Here is a 20,372-nt window from a genome sequence, read left to right on the forward strand (position 1 = left end):
GGGAAGACCACTTGCTTGCTAATCAAAAGAGATAGCGGTGGAACGAAAAAACTTTCACATTTTTGTTACTTCTCGCCGTTTTTTATGGCTATTTATTTGTAATGCATTGTTTATTAGTAATTTTTAAAGGAGCGATTTTTTATACAAATGGACTGATGTTCCGCAGGTCTTTCGGTTATAATTCTCTGCTATGTATAAATAACCAGTAGCGCTTGCCATGATGGATCCCTCTCTTTTACTCGACGGTTTGAACGACAAACAACGCGAAGCGGTGGCGGCACCGCTGGAAAACCTGTTGGTGCTGGCCGGGGCCGGTAGTGGCAAAACCCGGGTGCTGGTGCACCGGATCGCCTGGCTGATGTCGGTGGAAGAGGCGTCGCCGTTTGCCATCATGTCGGTGACCTTCACCAACAAGGCGGCTGCCGAAATGCGCGGTCGAATTGAAGAGCTGATGATGGGCAGCGCGGCGGGAATGTGGAACGGCACGTTTCATGGTATCTGCCACCGTATCTTGCGCGCCCACTACCTGGATGCCAAGCTGCCGGAAGACTTTCAGATCATCGACAGCGACGACCAGCAGCGGCTGCTGCGCCGGCTGATCAAAGCGCAGAATCTGGATGAAAAACAGTGGCCGCCGCGCCAGGTCGCCTGGTGGATCAACGGTAAAAAAGATGAAGGGCTGCGGCCGGCGCACATCGACGCTTACCACGACCCGGTCACTAAGACCTATCTGCAGCTGTATCAGGCCTATCAGGAAGCCTGCGACCGGGCGGGGCTGGTCGATTTTGCGGAAATCCTGTTGCGGGCGCATGAATTGCTGCGCGACAAAACCGCCATCCGCGAGCACTATCAGGCCCGCTTTAAACACATCCTGGTGGACGAATTTCAGGATACCAACAACATTCAGTATGCCTGGCTGCGAATGATGGCCGGGCCACAGTGCCACGTGATGATCGTCGGTGACGACGACCAGTCGATCTATGGCTGGCGCGGGGCCAAAGTGGAAAATATCGAGAAGTTTACCCGCGAGTTCCCCAGCGTGAATACCGTTCGTCTGGAGCAGAACTACCGTTCGACCAAAACCATTCTGGATGCGGCCAATACCCTGATCGCCAACAACACCGAGCGGATGGGCAAAGAGCTGTGGACCGACGGTCAGCAAGGCGAGCCGATTTCGGTCTATTCGGCCTACAACGAGCTGGATGAAGCGCGCTTTGCGGTCAGCAAAATCCAGACCTGGCAAGAGCAGGGCGGCACCCTGAAAGACAGTGCCATGTTGTATCGCAATAACGCCCAGTCGCGGGTGCTGGAAGAAGCCCTGATCCAGGCGGGCCTGCCGTACCGCATTTACGGTGGCATGCGCTTCTTCGAACGCCAGGAAGTGAAAGATGCGCTGGGCTACCTGCGCCTGATCGCTAACCGTAATGACGACGCCGCCTTTGAGCGGGTGGTCAATACGCCAACCCGTGGTCTGGGCGATAAGACGTTGGAAACGATACGGTTTGCCGCCCGGGATCGTGGCTGTACCCTGTGGCAGGCGTGTGTGGCCCTGTTGGAAGAAAAGGTGCTGGCAGGCCGCGCGGCGGGCGCGCTGAGCCGCTTTGTCGAACTGGTCAATGCGCTGGAAGACGACAGTAGCGAGATGTCGCTGCATCAGCAGACCGACCACGTGATCAAGCACTCCGGTTTATACGAGATGTATCAGCAGGAAAAAGGTGAAAAATCCAAAGCGCGGATTGAAAACTTGGAAGAGCTGGTAACGGCAACCCGTCAGTTTGAGCCGCCGGAAGAGGCGGAAGATATGCCGCTGCTGACTGCGTTCCTTACCCATGCGGCGCTGGAAGCCGGTGAAGGTCAGGCAGACGAATTTGAAGATGCTGTCCAACTGATGACACTGCACAGTGCCAAAGGCCTGGAATTCCCGCTGGTGTTTATGGTCGGGGTGGAAGAGGGCATGTTCCCCAGCCAGATGTCGGCCGAGGAAGCGGGCCGGTTGGAGGAGGAGCGCCGGCTCTGTTACGTCGGTATGACCCGGGCGATGCAAAAACTCTATATCACCTATGCCGAAATGCGCCGCTTGTACGGCCAGGACAAATACCATAAGCCGTCCCGTTTCATTCGTGAACTGCCGGAACAGTGCCTGGATGAAGTCCGGATGAAAGCCCAGGTCAGCCGCCCGGCCAGCAGCGGTCGCTTCAGTCAGAAAGTGGTCAAAGAGAGCTTTAATGAAACTGGCTTTAGCCTGGGGGCCCGGGTGATGCATCCGAAATTTGGTGAAGGCACCATCATTAATTTTGAAGGCAGCGGTCCGCAGAGCCGGGTACAGGTGGCGTTTAACGGCGAAGGGATCAAATGGCTGGTGACCGCTTACGCCAAACTGGAAAGATTGTGAGCCAGCTTCGGTGAATGGCTGACGCTGGTCTGCAATGAATCAGTTCACGCACAGGGCAGCGACAAGCTGCCCTGTGGCATTCTGGCCGGTGTGCAAGACGGTAGAGCGCCGGTGGCTGAGGGAAGCAAAGCCGCTGAAGACAGATTACAGGCAAAGAAAAACCCCGAGGGCTTGCGCCCGTCGGGGTTATAGTCTTACTCGCAGCAATCCGGCTACTAAGTGTGCTCCCTGCATCTATTCCTTGATAGTATGCTGAATCCGTCAGCTTAGTCCTTTCGTCGCCATCCTAGCGGTGTCCATGACCTGATCCTGGTCTGCTAACTTTCCCGGTTAGCGCACATCACTTGTTCCCTGAGCGGTGTCCCTTACATCATCCTGATGTTCAGTCCTTGCCTCGTCCAGAGGTGTCCATTTCCCATCCTTAGTAGCAACCATCCTAGTTACTATTGCGTCCGTTCAATGTCCAGTTTTGCTTTCCTTGCCGATTATTCATCCTGAACAACCGATTCTTCATCCTGAAGACCACCAAATCCGTGGTAATTTCCTGTTCCGTGTCAGAATCCTTCCGACACATTCATCTTACGACTTCTGGCCGAATCGGCAACGCTGAGCAGAGCACTTTTTCTCTCTGATTGCATAACAATCTATTTAAAGTTATTAAATATCATTATGTTAGATATTTTTACCGTCTTTTTTCTGTGCGACAAACAGAGATTTCCCTATTAGTTTGTAAGAGATCTCGCACAAACGGTCGGGACGATCTGCCCTGCTATTTATTATCCGAAACCGCCAAGCCTTCGCGACGTGGGTCTGCTGCCCCTTGCAATTGCTTGCCATCAATGCGGATAGCATGCAGACCGGAGTTTAATTCGCTCTCTTTGACCTGATAGCCGATGCGTTGTAATTCGGCGGCAAATCTGACCGCTTCGGTACCCTGTTCCAGCTCCAGTTCCCCAAAGCGGCTGAGCAGATGTGGCTGGTTGATCGCCTGTTGGATATCCAGTCCCCACTGGGTATGGGCGATGATCGCCTGAGCCACATAGCCGATAATCCGGCTGCCGCCGGGTGAGCCGATAGCCAGGTATGGTATACCCTGGCGCAAAACGATGGTGGGCGCCATGGAGGAACGAGGCCGTTTACCCGGTGCGATCTGATTGGCGATCGGCCGGTCGTTATCGTGCGTGCGAAATGAAAAATCGGTCAGTTCATTGTTAAGCAGAAAGCCGCGCACCATCAGCCGTGAGCCAAAAGCATTTTCTATGGTGGTGGTCATGGAGACCAGATTGCCGTCGCGGTCACGTATATTGAAGTGGCTGGTGGAGGCCAGCTCCAGCGACTCATCATCAGCGTAGCGACGGGCATGGTACCAGGGTGGCTGGCCCGGCGCGACCGACTTGAGCGCTTTGCCCGGGGTGATCAGTTTGGCTCTTTGACGCAGATAATCGCTATCCAGCAGCCCCTGCACCGGCATGGCGACGTAATCCGCATCCGCCATATATCTTGAGCGGTCGGCGAATGCCAGTCGTGACGCATCCGCCAGCACTTGCCAGCTGGTGGCACTAGTCGGGCCCCAGCCGCGCAGGTCAAACTGTTCGGTGATGGCTAAGATCTGGCCAACGGTCAGCGCCCCGGAGCTGGGTGGTCCCATGCCACACACCTGGTACTCATGATAAGGACTGCAGACAGGGGGACGTTGCTTGGCCTGATAGCGGCGCAAATCTTGTTTCGCCAGCAAACCAGGGTTGCCCTTCGCCTGACGAACGGTATTGACGATATCGTCACCGATCTCACCCTGATAGAAAATCTCAGCGCCGTGCTGCGCCAGCAAGCGCAGCGTGTCGGCATATTCTGGATTGACCATCAGACTGCCAGCCTGTCTCGGCTGGCCCTGTGCATCAAAAAAATAGCTGCGGGTGGTGGAGTAGCGACCAAGCCGCTCGGCATCTTTTTCGATCATCGCGGCCAGCCGAGGCGAGATGACAAAGCCCTGCTCTGCCAGTTCAATCGCGTTATCAAACAGATGGTTCCAGGGCAGTTTTCCGTAGCGCTGATGCACCTGCCACAATAGCTGTACCGTACCCGGTGTACCGACCGAGCGACCACCGACCACCGCATCGTAAAATTTCAGCGGTTGTCCCTGCTCATCCTGGAAGAGTCTCGGTGTCACCGCCTGGGGGGCGGTTTCCCGGCCATCGAAACTGGTCAGTTGTTTCTGTTTCCCGTCCCAGTAAAGCAGAAAAGCCCCGCCACCCAGCCCGGAAGATTGCGGCTCAACCAGCCCCAGCACCAGTTGAACGGCGACCATGGCATCGATGGCATTGCCGCCGTTGGCTAAGATAGTGGCGCCCGCTTTACTGGCCAGCGGATGGGCGGTGGTAACCATCCACTGCTTGCCGGTGACCAGCGCATGCTCTCGCTGACCGGTTGCCGGCTCTGGTGCCACGGCGTCAGTGGCCTGGCTGGCATAAATTGTCACGGGAAACAGGCTCAGCGCTAGGCTGAGTAACAGGAAGGGATATCGCGGCATAACCAGCTCCTTATCGGTTGTCTGATAAGGCTAGACGAGCAGAGCTGGCTTCTCCACTTTCGCTCAGTGCGTGGCGAATTTGTGTGGGCTTTAGCCCAGCAGTGTCATCACTACCCGCAGCAGTATTCCGCTGCCGACCAGAGTAAAAACCACCCCGCACAGGGTATCGATCAACAGTGACAGTCGCTGCAGGCGTTGTTGTAGTGCCTGGGTGGACAGAAACCAGGCCAGCAGCGAAAACCACAGCAGAGACAGACCGAACAATAGCGCCAGAGCCAGGGTTTTACCGCCGGCAGACATGCTGGCCGGTACCAGGCTGGACATCAGGCTGATAAAAAACACCAGCGCCTTGGGGTTGAGTATATTGGTGGTAAAACCGCGTGAAAATGCCTGGCGTTTATTGTGCAATACCAGACCGCTTGAAGTGACCGGGCCAGTGCTACTGCCACTGCGCCAGCGTCGCCAACTGCTGGTCAGCGCACCGCTGCCCAGATAAAGCAAATAGCCGCCGCCAACCAGTTGCAACAGTGCGAACAGTGCCGGTTGGGTCTGCACCAGATAGCTGACGCCGGTCAGGCTCAGCAGTGCGTGTAGCAAGATGCCACAGGATAATCCCAGCGCAATAAACAGCCCGGTCTGGCGGCCGTAACGACTGGCATTTTGCACCACCAGAGCAAAATCCGGTCCCGGGCTCATCAGCGCGACAAAGTGGACCGTGGCCAGGGTGGCGAGGATAGTCATTTCATTCATAACAGTTCTTATGTCTGGCAAGTTTGCCGGTTAAGCCGCCGGCTGAGACTGACGGCGCACTTTGCGGTTCTGCCTCAGTCCGTCGACACTGAAAATCACCAGAGATGACCAGATAAAGCCAAAGGTTAACGCTTTGTCGACACTGAACTGCTCTCCATATACCAGTACCGCCAGCAAAAACATCAGGCTCGGGCCGATGTACTGGAAAAAGCCCAGGGTAGACAGTTTGAGCCGGGTGGCCGCACCGGTAAAACAGAGCAGTGGCAGGGTAGTGACGATACCGGCGCAGATCAGCAGCAGGTTAAGCTGGCTGGAATTGGCCAACAGATCACTGGTGGCCGAGTTGGCGAAGCCGAACAGGTAGATCAGTGCAGCAGGCAGCATCACCAGGGTTTCGACAAACAGTCCGGTCTGGGCATCCACCGATACTTTCTTACGCAGCAGGCCATAAAAGCCGAAACTGAGCGCCAGCGCGATAGCGATCACCGGCACCGAGCCAAATGCGATCAACTGAACCATCACGCCGCTGGTCGCCAGGGCGACCGCAAACCACTGAAATTTACGCAGCCGCTCGCCGAGGAATACCATCCCTAACACGACATTGAGCAGCGGGTTGATATAGTAACCCAGGCTGGCATCCAACATATGATTGCTATTGATGGCCCAGATGAAGATCAGCCAGTTGACTCCGACCAGCAGGGCGGTGGACACCAGGTAGAGCATAGTGCGCTTGTCGCGCAGCATCACCGAAACCCGGCCCCAGGCGTGGCCAAGATGCAGCAACACCGCCAGCAGCACGAAAGACCAGATCACCCGGTGAGCGAGGATCTCAATCGGCGCAACCTGACCGACGGCTTTGAAATAGATCGGGGCAATCCCCCACATGGTGTAGGCACCTATGGCAAACAATACCCCTTGGCGCGCCTGCTGTTGTTCTGTGGTCATTGGTTATTATATTGTTAAATTTGCTGAGCTAGGCATGCAGTATACGAGCGCTGTTGGGATTGTGCTAACATTTTGCGGTTTTATTCGCCGGGATTCCCCACTACAATTAGCGCTTTGTCAATTGACTGTCCACCCGCTATTAACGCCATAGAGAACTGAATGACCGCCACGCTGCTCGCCCAACCCAGTCAGACCCCCGCTACCGCGCACTCTGTTTTGCAGACTGTTTTTGGCTACCAGGATTTTCGCGACGGCCAGCAAGCCGTGATCGCGGCGGCCGTGGAAGGCCGTGACGGTCTGGTGATCATGCCCACCGGCGGCGGCAAATCACTCTGCTACCAAATTCCGGCTTTACTGCACCAGGGGTTGACGTTGGTGATCTCGCCGCTGATTTCGCTGATGAAAGACCAGGTCGACCAATTGGTGGCCAATGGTGTGGCGGCGGCGTATGTCAACTCGACCATGAGCCGCGAAGAGCTGATATCGGTCTACAACCGGATGCACGCCGGTGAGTTGAAACTGCTGTACGTCTCGCCGGAGCGGGTGTTGACGCGCGAGTTTATTGAACGGCTGCAGGCATTGCCCCTAGCGATGCTGGCGGTAGATGAAGCGCACTGTATCTCCCAGTGGGGGCACGATTTTAGGCCAGAGTATGCCGCGCTGGGTCAGATCAAGCAGCAGTTCCCCCATGTGCCGGTGATGGCTCTGACCGCCACCGCCGATGAAGCGACCCGCAGCGACATTACCCAGCGACTGCAACTGAGCGATCCGTATGTCTATCTGGGCAGTTTCGACCGGCCCAATATCCGCTATACCCTAGTGGAGAAGCACAAACCGGTCAGCCAGGTGATACGGTTTCTGGCCGAGCAGAAAAACCAGTGCGGCATCATCTATTGCGGCAGCCGGAAAAAGGTCGAAATGCTGACCGAGAAGCTGTGCAACAACCATATTCGTGCCGCCGGTTACCACGCTGGCATGGACAGCGATGAACGAGGCTACGTTCAGGAAGCGTTTCAGCGCGATGACATTCAGGTAGTGGTGGCCACGGTGGCGTTTGGTATGGGCATCAACAAGCCCAACGTACGCTTTGTGGTCCATTTCGATATTCCGCGCAATATTGAATCCTACTATCAGGAAACCGGTCGTGCCGGCCGGGATGGCCTGCCAGCCGAAGCCATGATGCTGTATGACCCGGCGGACATCAGCTGGCTGCGCCGTATGCTGGATGAAAAGCAAGACGGGCCGCAGAAACAGGTCGAAAGCCATAAGCTAAATGCGATGAGTGCTTTTGCCGAAGCACAGACCTGCCGTCGTCAGGTATTGTTGAACTACTTCGGTGAGTACCGTGAACAGCCATGTGGCAACTGCGATATCTGCCTCGACCCGCCGAAGCGTTTTGATGCCACCGAGCAGGCACAAAAAGCGCTCTCCTGCGTCTATCGGGTCAACCAGTCGTTTGGTATGGGCTATGTGGTGGAAGTGCTGCGCGGCATGCAAAACGTGCGCATCCGCGAGCAGGGCCACGACAAACTGTCCACTTACGGCCTGGGCCGTGACCACAGCCATGACTACTGGGTGAGTATTTTTCGTCAGCTGATCCATAAAGGGCTGCTGCAACAAAACATTACCCGTAATTCCACCCTACAACTGACCGCCGAAGCGCGGCCACTGCTGCGTGGCGAAGTGGGGCTTGAACTGGCGGTGCCGCGTCTGGATACCGCCGCCCGCTCGGCCCGCTCAGACAAGTTATCCAACAAGCACTACGACAAAAAGCTGTTTGCCAAGTTACGCAAACTGCGTAAGTCGATCGCCGATGAAGACGGTTTGCCACCTTATGTGGTATTCAGCGATGCAACCCTGATCGATATGGCGGAGATCCTGCCCACCAGTTATGGCGAAATGTTGGCGGTCAACGGCGTCGGTCAGCGTAAACTGGAAAAATACGCCGATCCGTTTTTGGACTTAATACAGGAGCACCTGACGCACTATGGTTGATGGCATTTCCCCACACTCACCGCAGGCTCAGTTTGGCTTGCGTGAATTCGAGCCTGAGCAGGGGCGCATCATAATTGCAGCGCCGAGCTTTGATTTTGACTCTTTTCCGCCCCTTGGCGAGCAGTTAGTCCGGTTGCTGTCGGCCACGGTGATCGAAAAGCAGTGGGATGCCGACCTGCATTCCTGGCTGATCGATTTTGAAGGCTGTCAGATGCTGCTCAAAGCCGAACACTACAGTGAAAACCTGTGGCTGGAAGCGCTGGTAATTGACCAGTCCCAGGATGAAATGGCATTTCTGGCCCAGCTGTTCCAGCGCGGATTCTGAGCGAAACCGTTTGCCTGTCGCCGGTGGGTTGCGGCGGTGATTATTTGCGCTATAATCGCCGGCTGCTCTGATAGTTAGCTATCAGGTTTCATACATCGTTGGTCAGAATCTTATTGATTCGATTTGGGTTCCCTCACCCCCAAACCAAACTAAAAAGGTATCGTAATGAGTCAATTCACTCGCGCGCAGCAGCGCCACGCCCTTAAATATCTGGTCCTGTTTCACTTAGTCGTCATTGCCTCCAGCAACTATCTGGTGCAGTTACCCTTTACCCTTTTTGGCTTCCACACCACCTGGGGTGCCTTTACTTTCCCGTTTATTTTTCTGGCCACCGATCTGACGGTGCGGATATTCGGTGCCGAGATGGCGCGCGGGATTATTTTTCGGGTGATGATGCCGGCACTGCTGGTTTCTTACCTGTTGTCGGTACTGTTTTTTGAAGGTCAGTTCCAGGGGCTGGCGAATCTGAGTGAGTTCAACCTGTTTGTCGCCCGGATAGCCATCGCCAGTTTTATGGCTTATCTGCTCGGCCAGATCCTGGATGTGCAGGTGTTTAACCGCCTGCGCCAGTTAAAACAGTGGTGGATTGCCCCTACCTGTTCGACCCTGTTTGGTAATGCGCTGGATACGTTGGCTTTTTTCGCCATCGCGTTTTACCAGAGTCCGGATGCCTTTATGGCCGAGAACTGGACGGAAATCGCTGCGGTAGACTATGGCGTCAAGCTGGTGATCAGCCTGGGGCTGTTTATTCCTATCTATGGCGTACTGCTCAACTACCTGGTGAAAAAACTCACCAGTGTCAATCCAGAGTTCCGTATCCAGAGCACTGCTCAGTAACTGCATTTAGGTGGCGCGAAGTTAGCGCGCCACCGATTTCACTGCTCTCTGTTGGCAAAGGCTACTCATCAAGCAGTTTTTCCAGCCACAGCGCCTTGGTTTTATCAAAGGCGCCCTGATCCAATCCCCACTGCCAGTCCACATTACCGTTTAGCATACTGACCATCAGGCACATCAGCCGGCGGTTGGCATCGTGCCAGCAATCGGAGTCACTGTACTCACCTTCGGTTACCGTTTCTCCGTTGATGCGAATCGGCTCAAAACGCCAGTTGTAGCCGGGAGTAAATCCGCCGCCGCACTCGAGTTTTTGCCCGCCGGTTTCAATCTGCCACTGGTGATGAATACCGGGCTGATCGCCGAGCTGAAAATGGATCTCAAGCTGATGCTTTTGGCAGTGAAACTGCAGTGACAGGGTCTGGCCTTGCTGTTGACGTTTGATCTGCTCTGGTTCGCCGAACAGGTGCAGCAGCCAGGAGACGGGATGACTGGCGGTTTCCAGAAACCACTCGGCCAGGCTGAAATCACCCGGTAGATTGACTGAGCTATGCAGGGTGATATGACAGCGGCCAGGTTGCTGCTGCAGCCAACGGCTGATCCAGGCTGCAGTGTTAAGCTGGCTGAAAGCGTAGTTGACCAGCAGCGGCGCACGGTGCGCATCCAGTCGCGGTCTGTCACCCCTCACACCAAGTAAGGGTTTCTCACAGATGATGGCGTTATCGGCCAGCTCAGCAAGGATGCCGGCGTGACTGTCCGCCGGGGTGGCGAGCACAATAATTTCGTGCTGGGTAAGATCCGCTATCGAGTTGCAAGCCTGCGCCACCTGATAGCGCTGCGCGGTTTGCTGAGCTTTGGTCAGGTTGTTGGCACAGAGCGTTTTGACCTCGGCGCCGGCCCGGCGCAGATTGGTGATGTGGGTGACTCCCCAATTGCAGCCGATGATCGCCGCGCCCGGGCAGGGCAGCCAGCTGGTTAAGTCCGGCAGGGCAATTCGCTCATCCAGCAGGCGCTGGTCATGCGGGTAGTCGTCTGAGGCAGTTACGCGCCACTGGCGGCCAAAATGGCGTTTGAGCTTCAGCACCAGCTGGTAGAAACTCCATTGGGTTCGGGCGTTGCTGTCGAGATGATACAGGCCCGCCTCGTTGCGTTCGATCAACTGCAAAAAAGCGATTGCGGTATCCTGCATCCGTGATGTCGCCGGGATCCACTCTCGGCTGGCGACAATTTCACCCTGCTGTTGAAACTGCTGGTCGAGCTGACACAGCATGTTGTTTCCTTCCGCCTGCGGATCGATTTGCCAGCCTATCCGCGCCACCATGGCATCCGGATTGGCTCGCCAGATGGCATCCTCACAGCGGATTTTGTACTGGCCATAATCGTCCCGAGCGTTGCGGGTACGCCAGATGTCATAGGGGCCGTTGTCTGTGCCATCGAATACCATGGCACTGCTGACAAATAAAAACGGGATATTTGCTTCACGACATTTGGTTGCCAGCCAGGCCGCCCACTGTTCGCTGCCCATCGCCAGGTGGCAAACCGCATCGGGCTGATGCTGTTGCCAGAACTGCTGGCACTGCCCGGCCTGATTGGGATCGATGCTGTGGTGGTTCCAGTCAATGATTTGCCAGCCACGTTGGCTGAACTGGTGGGCAACAACCGGGGCTAAAGTCCCAGTCAGGCCAGTTAATAAAACCGATTTCATCCAATGCGCTCATTCAGTCACTCCAGCCGTTATGATAGGAGGCAGGCGATAGTTCGTCGCGCGGTGTGGCGAATAGATAGAGGGTGGTCACGCTTGGCAGGGGAAAATCGCTGCCTGCCAGTCAGGGCCAGGCAGCGGAATAATGGCTAGTGGCTGGCGATGGTCAAAGGCCAGCCAATATCGCTCTGGCGGTTAGCTTCAATTTCCAGTTCTGCCGCCGTCAGTGGATTGCTGTCGAGCCACTGCTGGCTGATTTGCAGCGTCAGTTTATCGCCATCGGCAGACAGCGTTAGCGCGGGCACCAGATCAGGGTTGCGCCGGTGGGTTAATAGCACCGCCAGGCGCAGCAGGCGCAGGATGCGTTTACCACTGCTGTCGGATACCGCGTGCTGCTCGGGTAGCGACGAGAGCTGTTCCCGGTAGCGGCGGGTAATTTCTGCCAGCAGGTGCTTCTGAGCCCGGGTATAGCCGGGCAGATCCAGGTTTTGCAACAGGTAGGCATTGTGTTCACCACCGCGCTTGAAATCTATGCTCAGGCCGATTTCGTGCAGCTTGGCGGCGGTGTCCAGCAGCATTTCTGCCTGTGGCTCAGCCAGCCATTCGGCGCCGCCACACTGGGTCAACAGCTTGGCCGACAAGTCAGCCACCAGTTGTCCATACGGCTGATCAAGCTGGTAGCGGTTCTGCACGCTGTTGATGGTGCGGGCGCGAATATCGTCCTGACGCAGACCGGCGACCATTTCATACACCATGCCTTCACGCAGCGCGCCGCCGGCCAGCGTCATCGAATCGATATTCAGCAGTTCAAACACCGCGATCAGGATCGACAGGCCGCTTGGAAACACCAGCGCACGCTCTAAGGTCAGGCCTTCAATCTCCAGCTCTTCCAGATGATCCGCCAACATTGCCTGCTTCTGTAGTCGTTTCAGCTTCGCCAGCGTGATCACTTCGTCCATGCCTTGTGCCAGCATGATTTCCTGCAGAGCCTGGACGGTACCGCTGGCGCCGACGCAGACATCCCAGCCCAGTTCACTGTACTGAGTTAAGATCGGCTGCAGTGCCTGTTTGGCTGCCGTGATGGCCTGCTGAAAGTTTTTCTGGTTTAGCTGGCGGTCTTTAAAGTGCTGCTCGAGCCAGGTGACACAGCCCATTTTCAAGCTGGTCAGCGCCCGGGCATCAAAGCCTTCGCCGATGATAAGCTCAGTACTGGCGCCACCAATATCGACCACCAGTCTCCGCCCTGAGCCGCCCGAGGTGTGTGCCACGCCCTGATAAATCGTCGCGGCCTCTTCTTCACCGGAAATAACCTGGATCGGATAGCCCAGGATACGGTTGGCCTGACTGAGAAACTGCTCAGCATTGCGTGCGGTTCTCAGGGTGGCCGTGCCGACGATACGAATATTGCCGGCCGGGATGTCCTGCAGTCGTTCGGCAAACAGGCTTAAGCAGTCCCATCCTCTTTGCATCGCTTCCAGGCTCAGCTCATGGTGCTGATCCAGCCCGGCGGCCAAACGCACTTTACGCTTGATTTTCGCCATGGTCTGCACGCTGCCATCAATATGACGGACAACGAGCATGTGAAAACTGTTCGACCCGAGGTCGATAGCAGCGTAAAGCGGAGAGGGGACGACTTGGCTCATAAACGACTTAAGAATCCTTCTGCTGGCGTGGACGCGGCCGGCGTTGTGGTTTGCGATTGCCGGAACGGGCTCCGCCCGTGTTGGTACGACGTTGCTGTGGTTTATTGCTACGCATGCGGAATGGTGCCGGGAAATCGCGTATCAGCGCGTTGGCATCATAGTCCGATACCGGAATAGAGTGCTCGATGTACTCTTCGATCGCCGGCAGGTTAATCGCGTACTCTTCACAGGCGAAGCTGATCGAGTGTCCGCTGGCACCGGCACGGCCGGTCCGGCCGATGCGGTGCACGTAGTCTTCGCAGTCGTCGGGCAGATCGTAGTTAAACACGTGGGTCACTTGTGGGATATGCAATCCGCGCGCAGCAACATCGGTGGCGACCAGCAGGTCTACTTCACCTTGAGTGAATTGCTCAAGAATGCGCTCACGTTTTTTCTGTGGTACGTCGCCGGTCAGCAGACCGACACGGTGACCGTCTGCCGCCAGGTGGCCCCAGATAGATTCACATTTGTGCTTGGTGTTGGCGAAAATAATCGCCCGATCTGGCCACTCTTCTTCGACCAGGGTCTGCAGCAGCGACATCTTGTCTTCATTCGACGGGTAGAACAGCTCTTCCTGGATGCGGTGACCGGTTTTTTGCGTCGGTTCCACCACCACGTGCTCAGGATTGTGCATGTGTTCAAACGCCAGTTCCTGTACCCGGTATGACAGGGTGGCAGAAAACAGCATGTTGAGACGGTCTTTAGGCTCAGGCATGCGGCGGAACAGGAAGCGGATGTCTTTGATAAAGCCAAGATCGAACATACGGTCTGCTTCATCCAGCACTACAGCCTGAATATGGTTCAGGTTAAACACTTTCTGTTTGTAGAAGTCGATGATGCGCCCGGTGGTGCCGATCAAAATATCCACACCCTGCTCAAGTTTCGCCAGTTGCTTATCGTAGCTTTCGCCACCGTAAGCCAGCCCCGCCTTGATGCCAGTGGTGGCAATCAGAGACTCGGCGTCGTTGTAGATCTGGATCGCCAGCTCTCGGGTTGGGGCCATAATAATGGCGCGCGGTTGGCTCGGTTTACGACTTTCCGGATCCGCGGTATTCAACAAGTGATTAAAAGTAGCAGCGAGAAACGCGAGCGTTTTACCAGTACCCGTTTGGGCCTGGCCTGCAATGTCTCGGCCGGTGAGCAGGACCGGCAACGCCAAGGCATGGATAGGGGTACAAAACTCGAACCCTTTTTTATCCAATCCTTCAATGACTTGAGGGTGTAATCCCAAATCGGCGAACTTTTGCTCTGTGATATGCGTCTTTTTCATGGCTATAGAATATCAGCTTCCACTTGCAATACGAAAGTAAATACATTCCAATAAGGCATCAATTTACTGGTTAACATCCAACCAGTGCAGAAATACACATTGGAGCAAGAGATGAGTGACAAGATTTTGCAGCTGACAGATGCAGGTTTCGAAAACGATGTAATCCAAGCTGCAGGCCCGGTCCTGGTTGACTTTTGGGCAGAGTGGTGTGGACCATGTAAGATGATCGCGCCTATCCTGGACGAAGTCGCCGAAGAGTACGAAGGCAAACTCACTATCGGTAAACTGAATATTGATCAGAACGCAGGTACTCCGCCTAAATTTGGTATTCGCGGTATTCCAACCTTGTTGCTATTTAAAGATGGCAATGTTGCGGCAACGAAAGTGGGCGCTTTGTCAAAGACTCAACTGAAAGAGTTTCTGGACGCCAACCTGTAAATTTGCAAATGAAAACCGCACGTCAGAAAAATGTGCGGTTTTGTTTTTGATGGGCAACTAAATCTAGACTAGGCTAGTATTTAGTGCTAGTTTATCGCACGTTAATTAAACAACGAATTCTCTTCTTGGTCGATCCTGTGACCAAATTCATCTAACTAGATAACAGATCCTATTTTGACTAAACAAGTATCCACCACCATGAATTTAACAGAATTAAAGAACAGACCTGTGTCTGAGCTTGTGAAACTTGGCGAAAGCTTGGGCCTAGAAAATCTGGCTCGTTTGAGAAAACAAGACATTATCTTCGCCATCCTGAAAGCACACGCGAAAAGTGGTGAGGATATATTTGGCGATGGGGTTCTGGAAATATTGCAAGATGGCTTTGGTTTCCTGCGCAGTGCGGACAGTTCATACTTGGCAGGCCCGGACGATATCTATGTCTCTCCTAGCCAGATTCGCCGCTTTAACCTGCGCACCGGTGACTCTATTGCCGGTAAAATCCGACCACCAAAAGACGGCGAACGTTACTTCGCCCTGCTGAAAGTTAACACTGTTAACGATGACAAACCGGATAATGCCCGTAACAAGATCCTGTTTGAAAACCTGACACCACTGCACGCCAACGAACGTATGGTGATGGAACGTGGTAACGGTTCAACCGAAGATATTACGGCTCGCGTACTGGATTTGGCCTCGCCAATCGGTAAAGGTCAGCGTGGTTTGATCGTGGCACCGCCGAAAGCGGGTAAAACCATGTTGCTGCAAAACATCGCCCAGAGCATCGCTTACAATCACCCTGAGTGTGAATTGATGGTGCTGCTGATCGACGAACGTCCGGAAGAAGTAACCGAAATGCAGCGCCTGGTAAAAGGTGAAGTGATTGCGTCTACTTTCGATGAGCCAGCCTCCCGTCACGTTCAAGTGGCTGAAATGGTGATTGAGAAAGCCAAACGCCTGGTTGAGCACAAAAAAGATGTAGTGATCCTGCTGGACTCTATTACCCGTCTGGCTCGTGCTTACAACACAGTGGTTCCGTCATCCGGTAAAGTATTGACCGGTGGTGTGGATGCCAACGCACTGCACCGTCCTAAACGTTTCTTTGGTGCGGCACGTAACGTCGAAGAAGGCGGCAGCCTGACCATTATCGCTACCGCGTTGGTGGATACCGGTTCTAAGATGGATGAAGTTATCTACGAAGAATTTAAAGGTACCGGTAATATGGAACTGCACCTGAACCGGAAAATTGCCGAAAAACGTGTCTTCCCTGCCATCGACTTCAATCGCTCCGGTACTCGTCGCGAAGAACTGCTGACCAAAAACGATGAACTGCAGAAGATGTGGATTCTGCGTAAGATCGTCCACCCAATGGGTGAAATCGATGCAATGGAGTTCTTGATCGATAAGTTGGCGATGACTAAAACCAACGACGAATTTTTTGATGCCATGCGTCGTCAGTAAGTCAAAACGATAGCCATACCACGCCACCGGATTCCCGGTGGCGTTTTTGTTTGCATTCCCACCAGTTCAGTCGCACAATCGATCGCATCTAATAAGGAGAACCACATGCGACATGGAATGTTGTCGGCGCTGCTCCTTAGTCTGTCTTTAGTTGTGTTCAGCCCACTCGCAGCCAGCCTGGAAATGTCTTCGGCAAGCGCCCGGCAGTGGTTAAGCGAACCGCAAATCCAGGACAAGGTGTCCGGGTTATACCGGCTGGCACAACAAGACAAACTTGATGCTCTGCAATTTGCCCTACAGAGGCTGGCGATGCCACAACAGGAAGTGGCGCGGTTTCTGTTATTGCAGAAAATGGAACAGCAGCGCCTGATATTAACGCCCGCAATGGCGAAATTTGTTGAGACACAGCGCGCCATCAGGCCCACCTATCAGGTGTTTGAGCGAGGCGACAGCTACGAATTTACCGTCCCTGCGTTTAACTTTCCGGCCATTGCCAGTCGGCTGCTAAAACAGTGGCAGCAGGATGAAGCCACCTTAGCGTTTGTGCTGCAGGCCGAACAGCATGAGCTGGTGTTAGAGCACTGGCTGACCGGCAGCGAGCAGCAGATTCTGATCAAAGAACAGTTGTTATTAAGCCAGCTACCGAGATTATCGTCGTCCGCTGTAGCGGCGCTGACCCAACAGTTGACCGAGACCGGTGTCACTCGATGGTTACCGTCGAACCGGATTATGGTGGCGCTGGCCAGCGTTAGCCGTGATCCGGAAATGTACAAACTGCTCTGGTTGATGCGCGCCGACCATAACAGCGAGCAAGAGGTACGTCGCCTGGCTGAGGTCGGGGATGACTTCGCTCTGGAGCAACTGATGAAAGCGGTGGCGAATCCAAGTTTGAAAGCGCAGGCGCTGTCCGAACTGGTGGCGATCAAGCCGATGAGCCAGCCAGTTAAGGATTTTTTGCTGACCAGAATGGCCTCATATGAAGACGCTTCGCTGGTGGCGAATGAGTTGGCCAGCCAGGGTTACCGAAGCTGGCTGAAAGAGCTGTTACAGCACGATGGCGAGATAAAAACTCATGCGATTGTGAATGCTTTGTCACAATAACCGTGCACGGATATTATTGGTCTGGATAAAAGAGGGTCAGTTATGGCCCTCTTTTTGTTATACTGCGCACAGTTCAATCAGCCATTAGAAGGCCTATGAGTTTTAAGGATTTACGCGATTTTATCGACCATCTGGAACAGAAAGGGTTGTTAAAGCGCATTACTCACCCCGTTGACCCGCATTACGAAATGACCGAAATCAGTGATCGCACCCTGCGCGCTGGTGGCCCGGCTTTACTGTTTGAAAACCCGGTTGGTTACGATATGCCGGTTCTGACCAACCTGTTTGGCACCACTGAGCGTGTGGCCTTAGGGATGGGGCGGGAGGACGTACTGGAGTTACGCGAAGTCGGCAAGTTACTGGCTTATCTCAAGGAACCAGAGCCGCCGAAAGGGTTTAAAGACGCCATCGATAAATTACCGGTTTTTAAGCAGGTGTTAAACATGCCGGCCAAACGGCTGCGGTCGGCACCGTGTCAGCAAGTGGTCTGGCAGGATGACCAGGTCGATCTGGATAAAATACCGGTGATGAGTTGTTGGCCGGACGATGTGGCCCCCTTGCTGACCTGGGGATTAACGGTAACCAGAGGACCGAACAAAAAGCGTCAGAACCTGGGGATCTATCGTCAGCAGAAGCTGGGCAAAAATAAAGTCATCATGCGCTGGCTGGCACACCGTGGCGGAGCGCTGGATTTGAGAGACTGGATGGAAACCAATCCGGGTGAACCATTTCCGGTGTCGGTGGCCTTCGGTGCCGACCCCGCGACCATTCTGGGCGCGGTTACTCCTGTGCCGGATACTTTGTCGGAATATGCTTTTGCTGGTCTGCTCCGGGGCAGTAAGACGGAAGTGGTGAAATCGGTCAGCAACGATCTGGAAGTTCCGGCCAGTGCGGAAATCGTGCTGGAAGGTTACATAGATCCGAACGAGTTTGCGGAAGAAGGCCCGTATGGTGACCATACCGGTTACTATAACGAGACTGAAGAGCACCACGTATTTACCATCACCCATATTACGATGCGTAAAGACCCGATTTATCACAGCACATACACCGGCAGGCCGCCGGATGAACCGGCTGTGCTTGGGGTGGCGCTCAATGAAGTGTTTGTGCCGATATTGCAAAAGCAATTCCCGGAAATCGTCGATTTCTATCTGCCACCGGAAGGCTGCTCCTACCGGATGGCGGTTGTGACGATGAAGAAACAGTATCCCGGTCATGCCAAGCGCGTGATGATGGGGGTTTGGTCTTTCTTGCGTCAGTTCATGTACACCAAGTTTGTGATCGTCTGTGATGATGACGTGAATGCCCGCGACTGGAATGATGTTATCTGGGCGATTACCACTCGGATGGATCCGGCGCGGGATACTGTGATGATAGAAAATACCCCCATCGACTCGTTGGATTTTGCTTCTCCAGTAGTAGGACTGGGGTCCAAAATGGGCCTGGATGCCACCAATAAGTGGCAGGGTGAATCCCAACGTGAGTGGGGCCGGCCGATAAAGAAAGATCCTGACTTGGTTGCTCGAGTCGACCAAATGTGGGACAAATTAGGAATATTATGACGCATACCGTCACAGTACAGCCAAGCCAGCTCCAATTTGATGTCCGTGAAGGGCAAACCGTGTTGCAAGCCGCGCTCAACAATAATATTGGCTTTCCACACCGTTGTCAGATTGGAGCCTGTGCCTCATGCCTGTGCCGGTTATTGTCAGGTGAAGTGGAGTACCAGCTGGAACCTATGCTTACCGAGAATGAGCGAGAACAAGGTTGGATATTTGCCTGTCAGGCGTACGCCAAAAGTGACTTAATCATTACTTTTGACGAGTAAGTCAGAGGAAAGAAATGACCATTCAATGTAAAGTGAAGTCCATTCAGCCAGTAGCGGACTATACCTACCAAATACTGCTCCACCCGGAGATTCCGGTTAGCTTTAAAGCTGGCCAATATCTGATGGTAATCATGGGAGAGAACGACAAGCGTCCTTTCTCCATCGCCAGTAGCCCTTGCCGCCATGAGGGTGAGCTAGAACTGCATATCGGTGCCGCGGATCATAATGCTTACGCCCAACAAGTGGTGGATAAGATGCGTCATGCACTGGAGTGCAATGAACATATCAGTATTGATGCGCCGCACGGAGACGCCTGGATCCAGGATGACAACTCACGGCCGATACTACTGATCGCGGGTGGGACTGGGTTCAGCTATGTCCGTTCGATTCTTGATCACTGCATTGCCCAGCAAAGACAGAACCCGATCTACTTATACTGGGGGGCCCGAAATAGCGAGCAACTGTATGCTCAGGATGAGCTAAATGGCATTGCCAGCCACCACAGTAATGTGCATTTCGTACCGGTTATTGAACAACCTGGACAAAAATGGCAAGGAAAAGTCGGTAATGTACTGCAGGCCATTTGCGAAGACTTCGAGACTTTAGCGGAATTTGATATCTATATAGCGGGACGTTTCGAAATGGCCGGGGCGGCAAGAGAGCTGTTTACCCAAAATAAACAGGCTAGAGGCGATCGCATGTTTGCTGACGCATACGCATTTATCTAGTTTACTGTGCAGCATTCAGCAATAAAAAGAGGGGATTTCCCCTCTTTTTTGCCATTATTGATGCTTTATTCATCGAACAGCGCAATATTTCATTTTTTTTTTAATTTTAGGTTGCGCTACAGTTAGATCTCCCTATAATGCGCTCCCACTGGCAACGCTGATGGCGTAAGGCACTAGCAAGTAGCCAGTAAGAGGATTGCATACTTTCCGTCGATTAAATTGTTGAGATTGAAACTCGCAAAATAAATTACAGAAAGTGTTTGACAGGAGATTATATCCCGTTAGAATGCACCTCCGCTTTGAGAGAAAACCTCGCAAAGCAACGCTCTTTAACAATATAAACCTATCAATCTGTGTGGGCACTCGTTGATGATAATCAAAATTCGAAACTTCGGTTTCA

15 protein-coding genes and 1 pseudogene are annotated in these 20,372 nt (G+C 53.9%); 10 read left to right on the forward strand and 6 right to left on the reverse strand.

From position 1 onward, the window contains the following. The first annotated feature begins 217 nt into the window (after window positions 1–217). On the forward strand, window positions 218–2,392 hold the full coding sequence (gene uvrD, locus ACQY6F_RS02350) for a DNA helicase II (protein WP_428771966.1): 2,175 nt from the start codon (window positions 218–220) through the stop codon (window positions 2,390–2,392). 769 nt (window positions 2,393–3,161) lie between these two features. On the opposite strand, the gene ggt is transcribed toward uvrD, so the two are convergent. From ggt to rarD, 3 genes are all read right to left on the reverse strand, one after another. Continuing rightward, window positions 3,162–4,919: a gamma-glutamyltransferase gene (ggt, locus tag ACQY6F_RS02355; protein WP_428771967.1), complete on the reverse strand. Its 1,758-nt coding sequence runs from the start codon at window positions 4,917–4,919 to the stop codon at window positions 3,162–3,164. 90 nt (window positions 4,920–5,009) lie between these two features. Further along, window positions 5,010–5,669 (reverse strand): LysE family translocator, encoded by a 660-nt coding sequence (locus ACQY6F_RS02360; RefSeq protein WP_428771968.1) that lies wholly within the window; start codon window positions 5,667–5,669, stop codon window positions 5,010–5,012. A 30-nt stretch (window positions 5,670–5,699) separates the two neighbouring features. Continuing rightward, window positions 5,700–6,614: an EamA family transporter RarD gene (gene rarD / locus ACQY6F_RS02365; RefSeq protein ID WP_428771969.1), complete on the reverse strand. Its 915-nt coding sequence runs from the start codon at window positions 6,612–6,614 to the stop codon at window positions 5,700–5,702. A gap of 159 nt (window positions 6,615–6,773) precedes the next feature. Here rarD and recQ point away from each other — a divergent pair, with 159 nt between their 5' ends. The 3 genes from recQ (at window position 6,774) to ACQY6F_RS02380 (ending at window position 9,771) form a co-directional block, all read left to right on the forward strand. Beyond that, window positions 6,774–8,609, forward strand: a complete 1,836-nt coding sequence (gene recQ, locus ACQY6F_RS02370; RefSeq protein WP_428771970.1) for an ATP-dependent DNA helicase RecQ — start codon at window positions 6,774–6,776, stop codon at window positions 8,607–8,609. Next, on the forward strand, window positions 8,602–8,934 hold the full coding sequence (locus tag ACQY6F_RS02375) for a DUF3630 family protein (RefSeq protein ID WP_428771971.1): 333 nt from the start codon (window positions 8,602–8,604) through the stop codon (window positions 8,932–8,934). The genes recQ and ACQY6F_RS02375 overlap by 8 nt, the downstream gene beginning before the upstream one ends. A gap of 165 nt (window positions 8,935–9,099) precedes the next feature. Next, window positions 9,100–9,771 carry a 7-cyano-7-deazaguanine/7-aminomethyl-7-deazaguanine transporter gene (locus tag ACQY6F_RS02380; RefSeq protein ID WP_428771972.1) on the forward strand — a complete coding sequence of 224 codons (672 nt, stop codon included), beginning with the start codon at window positions 9,100–9,102 and terminating at the stop codon, window positions 9,769–9,771. A 61-nt stretch (window positions 9,772–9,832) separates the two neighbouring features. On the opposite strand, the gene ACQY6F_RS02385 is transcribed toward ACQY6F_RS02380, so the two are convergent. From ACQY6F_RS02385 to rhlB, 3 genes are all read right to left on the reverse strand, one after another. Further along, window positions 9,833–11,470, reverse strand: coding sequence for a sugar nucleotide-binding protein (locus ACQY6F_RS02385; protein ID WP_428771973.1), 1,638 nt, complete (start codon window positions 11,468–11,470; stop codon window positions 9,833–9,835). Between the two features lie 146 nt (window positions 11,471–11,616). Further along, the gene (gppA, locus tag ACQY6F_RS02390) at window positions 11,617–13,110 is read right to left on the reverse strand and encodes a guanosine-5'-triphosphate,3'-diphosphate diphosphatase (protein ID WP_428771974.1); all 1,494 of its coding nucleotides are present in this window, start codon (window positions 13,108–13,110) and stop codon (window positions 11,617–11,619) included. 7 nt (window positions 13,111–13,117) lie between these two features. Further along, a complete protein-coding gene (rhlB, locus tag ACQY6F_RS02395) occupies window positions 13,118–14,419 on the reverse strand; it encodes an ATP-dependent RNA helicase RhlB (RefSeq protein ID WP_428771975.1) in 1,302 nt (433 codons plus the stop codon). 111 nt (window positions 14,420–14,530) lie between these two features. Here rhlB and trxA point away from each other — a divergent pair, with 111 nt between their 5' ends. The 6 genes and pseudogenes from trxA (at window position 14,531) to fre (ending at window position 19,972) form a co-directional block, all read left to right on the forward strand. Further along, entirely contained in the window at window positions 14,531–14,857 is a 327-nt protein-coding gene (gene trxA / locus ACQY6F_RS02400; RefSeq protein WP_428771976.1) for a thioredoxin TrxA, read from the forward strand. A gap of 198 nt (window positions 14,858–15,055) precedes the next feature. After that, window positions 15,056–16,315 carry a transcription termination factor Rho gene (rho, locus tag ACQY6F_RS02405; RefSeq protein ID WP_428771977.1) on the forward strand — a complete coding sequence of 420 codons (1,260 nt, stop codon included), beginning with the start codon at window positions 15,056–15,058 and terminating at the stop codon, window positions 16,313–16,315. Window positions 16,316–16,420: 105 nt separating this feature from the next. After that, window positions 16,421–17,416 (forward strand): hypothetical protein, encoded by a 996-nt coding sequence (locus ACQY6F_RS02410; protein WP_428771978.1) that lies wholly within the window; start codon window positions 16,421–16,423, stop codon window positions 17,414–17,416. A gap of 95 nt (window positions 17,417–17,511) precedes the next feature. Then, a pseudogene (ubiD, locus tag ACQY6F_RS02415) lies at window positions 17,512–18,933 on the forward strand (4-hydroxy-3-polyprenylbenzoate decarboxylase); the annotation flags it as partial. 41 nt (window positions 18,934–18,974) lie between these two features. After that, window positions 18,975–19,244: a 2Fe-2S iron-sulfur cluster-binding protein gene (locus ACQY6F_RS02420; protein ID WP_428771979.1), complete on the forward strand. Its 270-nt coding sequence runs from the start codon at window positions 18,975–18,977 to the stop codon at window positions 19,242–19,244. A 14-nt stretch (window positions 19,245–19,258) separates the two neighbouring features. After that, a complete protein-coding gene (gene fre / locus ACQY6F_RS02425; RefSeq protein WP_428771980.1) occupies window positions 19,259–19,972 on the forward strand; it encodes an NAD(P)H-flavin reductase in 714 nt (237 codons plus the stop codon). The last annotated feature ends 400 nt before the right edge of the window (window positions 19,973–20,372 follow it).

The sequence above is a fragment of the Vibrio sp. genome, assembly GCF_050299255.1.
Lineage (GTDB): Bacteria > Pseudomonadota > Gammaproteobacteria > Enterobacterales > Vibrionaceae > Vibrio.

What these genes read in the sequence shown, in the direction of transcription:
- ACQY6F_RS02360 (WP_428771968.1), bottom strand. Translation starts at nt 5,669, where the DNA reads ATGAATGAAATGACTATCCTCGCCACCCTGGCCACGGTCCACTTTGTC.
- ACQY6F_RS02375 (WP_428771971.1), top strand. Translation starts at nt 8,602, where the DNA reads ATGGTTGATGGCATTTCCCCACACTCACCGCAGGCTCAGTTTGGCTTG.
- ACQY6F_RS02385 (WP_428771973.1), bottom strand. Translation starts at nt 11,470, where the DNA reads ATGAAATCGGTTTTATTAACTGGCCTGACTGGGACTTTAGCCCCGGTT.
- rho (WP_428771977.1), top strand. Translation starts at nt 15,056, where the DNA reads ATGAATTTAACAGAATTAAAGAACAGACCTGTGTCTGAGCTTGTGAAA.
- rhlB (WP_428771975.1), bottom strand. Translation starts at nt 14,419, where the DNA reads ATGAAAAAGACGCATATCACAGAGCAAAAGTTCGCCGATTTGGGATTA.
- gppA (WP_428771974.1), bottom strand. Translation starts at nt 13,110, where the DNA reads ATGAGCCAAGTCGTCCCCTCTCCGCTTTACGCTGCTATCGACCTCGGG.
- ACQY6F_RS02420 (WP_428771979.1), top strand. Translation starts at nt 18,975, where the DNA reads ATGACGCATACCGTCACAGTACAGCCAAGCCAGCTCCAATTTGATGTC.
- ACQY6F_RS02380 (WP_428771972.1), top strand. Translation starts at nt 9,100, where the DNA reads ATGAGTCAATTCACTCGCGCGCAGCAGCGCCACGCCCTTAAATATCTG.
- uvrD (WP_428771966.1), top strand. Translation starts at nt 218, where the DNA reads ATGATGGATCCCTCTCTTTTACTCGACGGTTTGAACGACAAACAACGC.
- recQ (WP_428771970.1), top strand. Translation starts at nt 6,774, where the DNA reads ATGACCGCCACGCTGCTCGCCCAACCCAGTCAGACCCCCGCTACCGCG.
- ACQY6F_RS02410 (WP_428771978.1), top strand. Translation starts at nt 16,421, where the DNA reads ATGCGACATGGAATGTTGTCGGCGCTGCTCCTTAGTCTGTCTTTAGTT.
- ggt (WP_428771967.1), bottom strand. Translation starts at nt 4,919, where the DNA reads ATGCCGCGATATCCCTTCCTGTTACTCAGCCTAGCGCTGAGCCTGTTT.
- rarD (WP_428771969.1), bottom strand. Translation starts at nt 6,614, where the DNA reads ATGACCACAGAACAACAGCAGGCGCGCCAAGGGGTATTGTTTGCCATA.
- fre (WP_428771980.1), top strand. Translation starts at nt 19,259, where the DNA reads ATGACCATTCAATGTAAAGTGAAGTCCATTCAGCCAGTAGCGGACTAT.
- trxA (WP_428771976.1), top strand. Translation starts at nt 14,531, where the DNA reads ATGAGTGACAAGATTTTGCAGCTGACAGATGCAGGTTTCGAAAACGAT.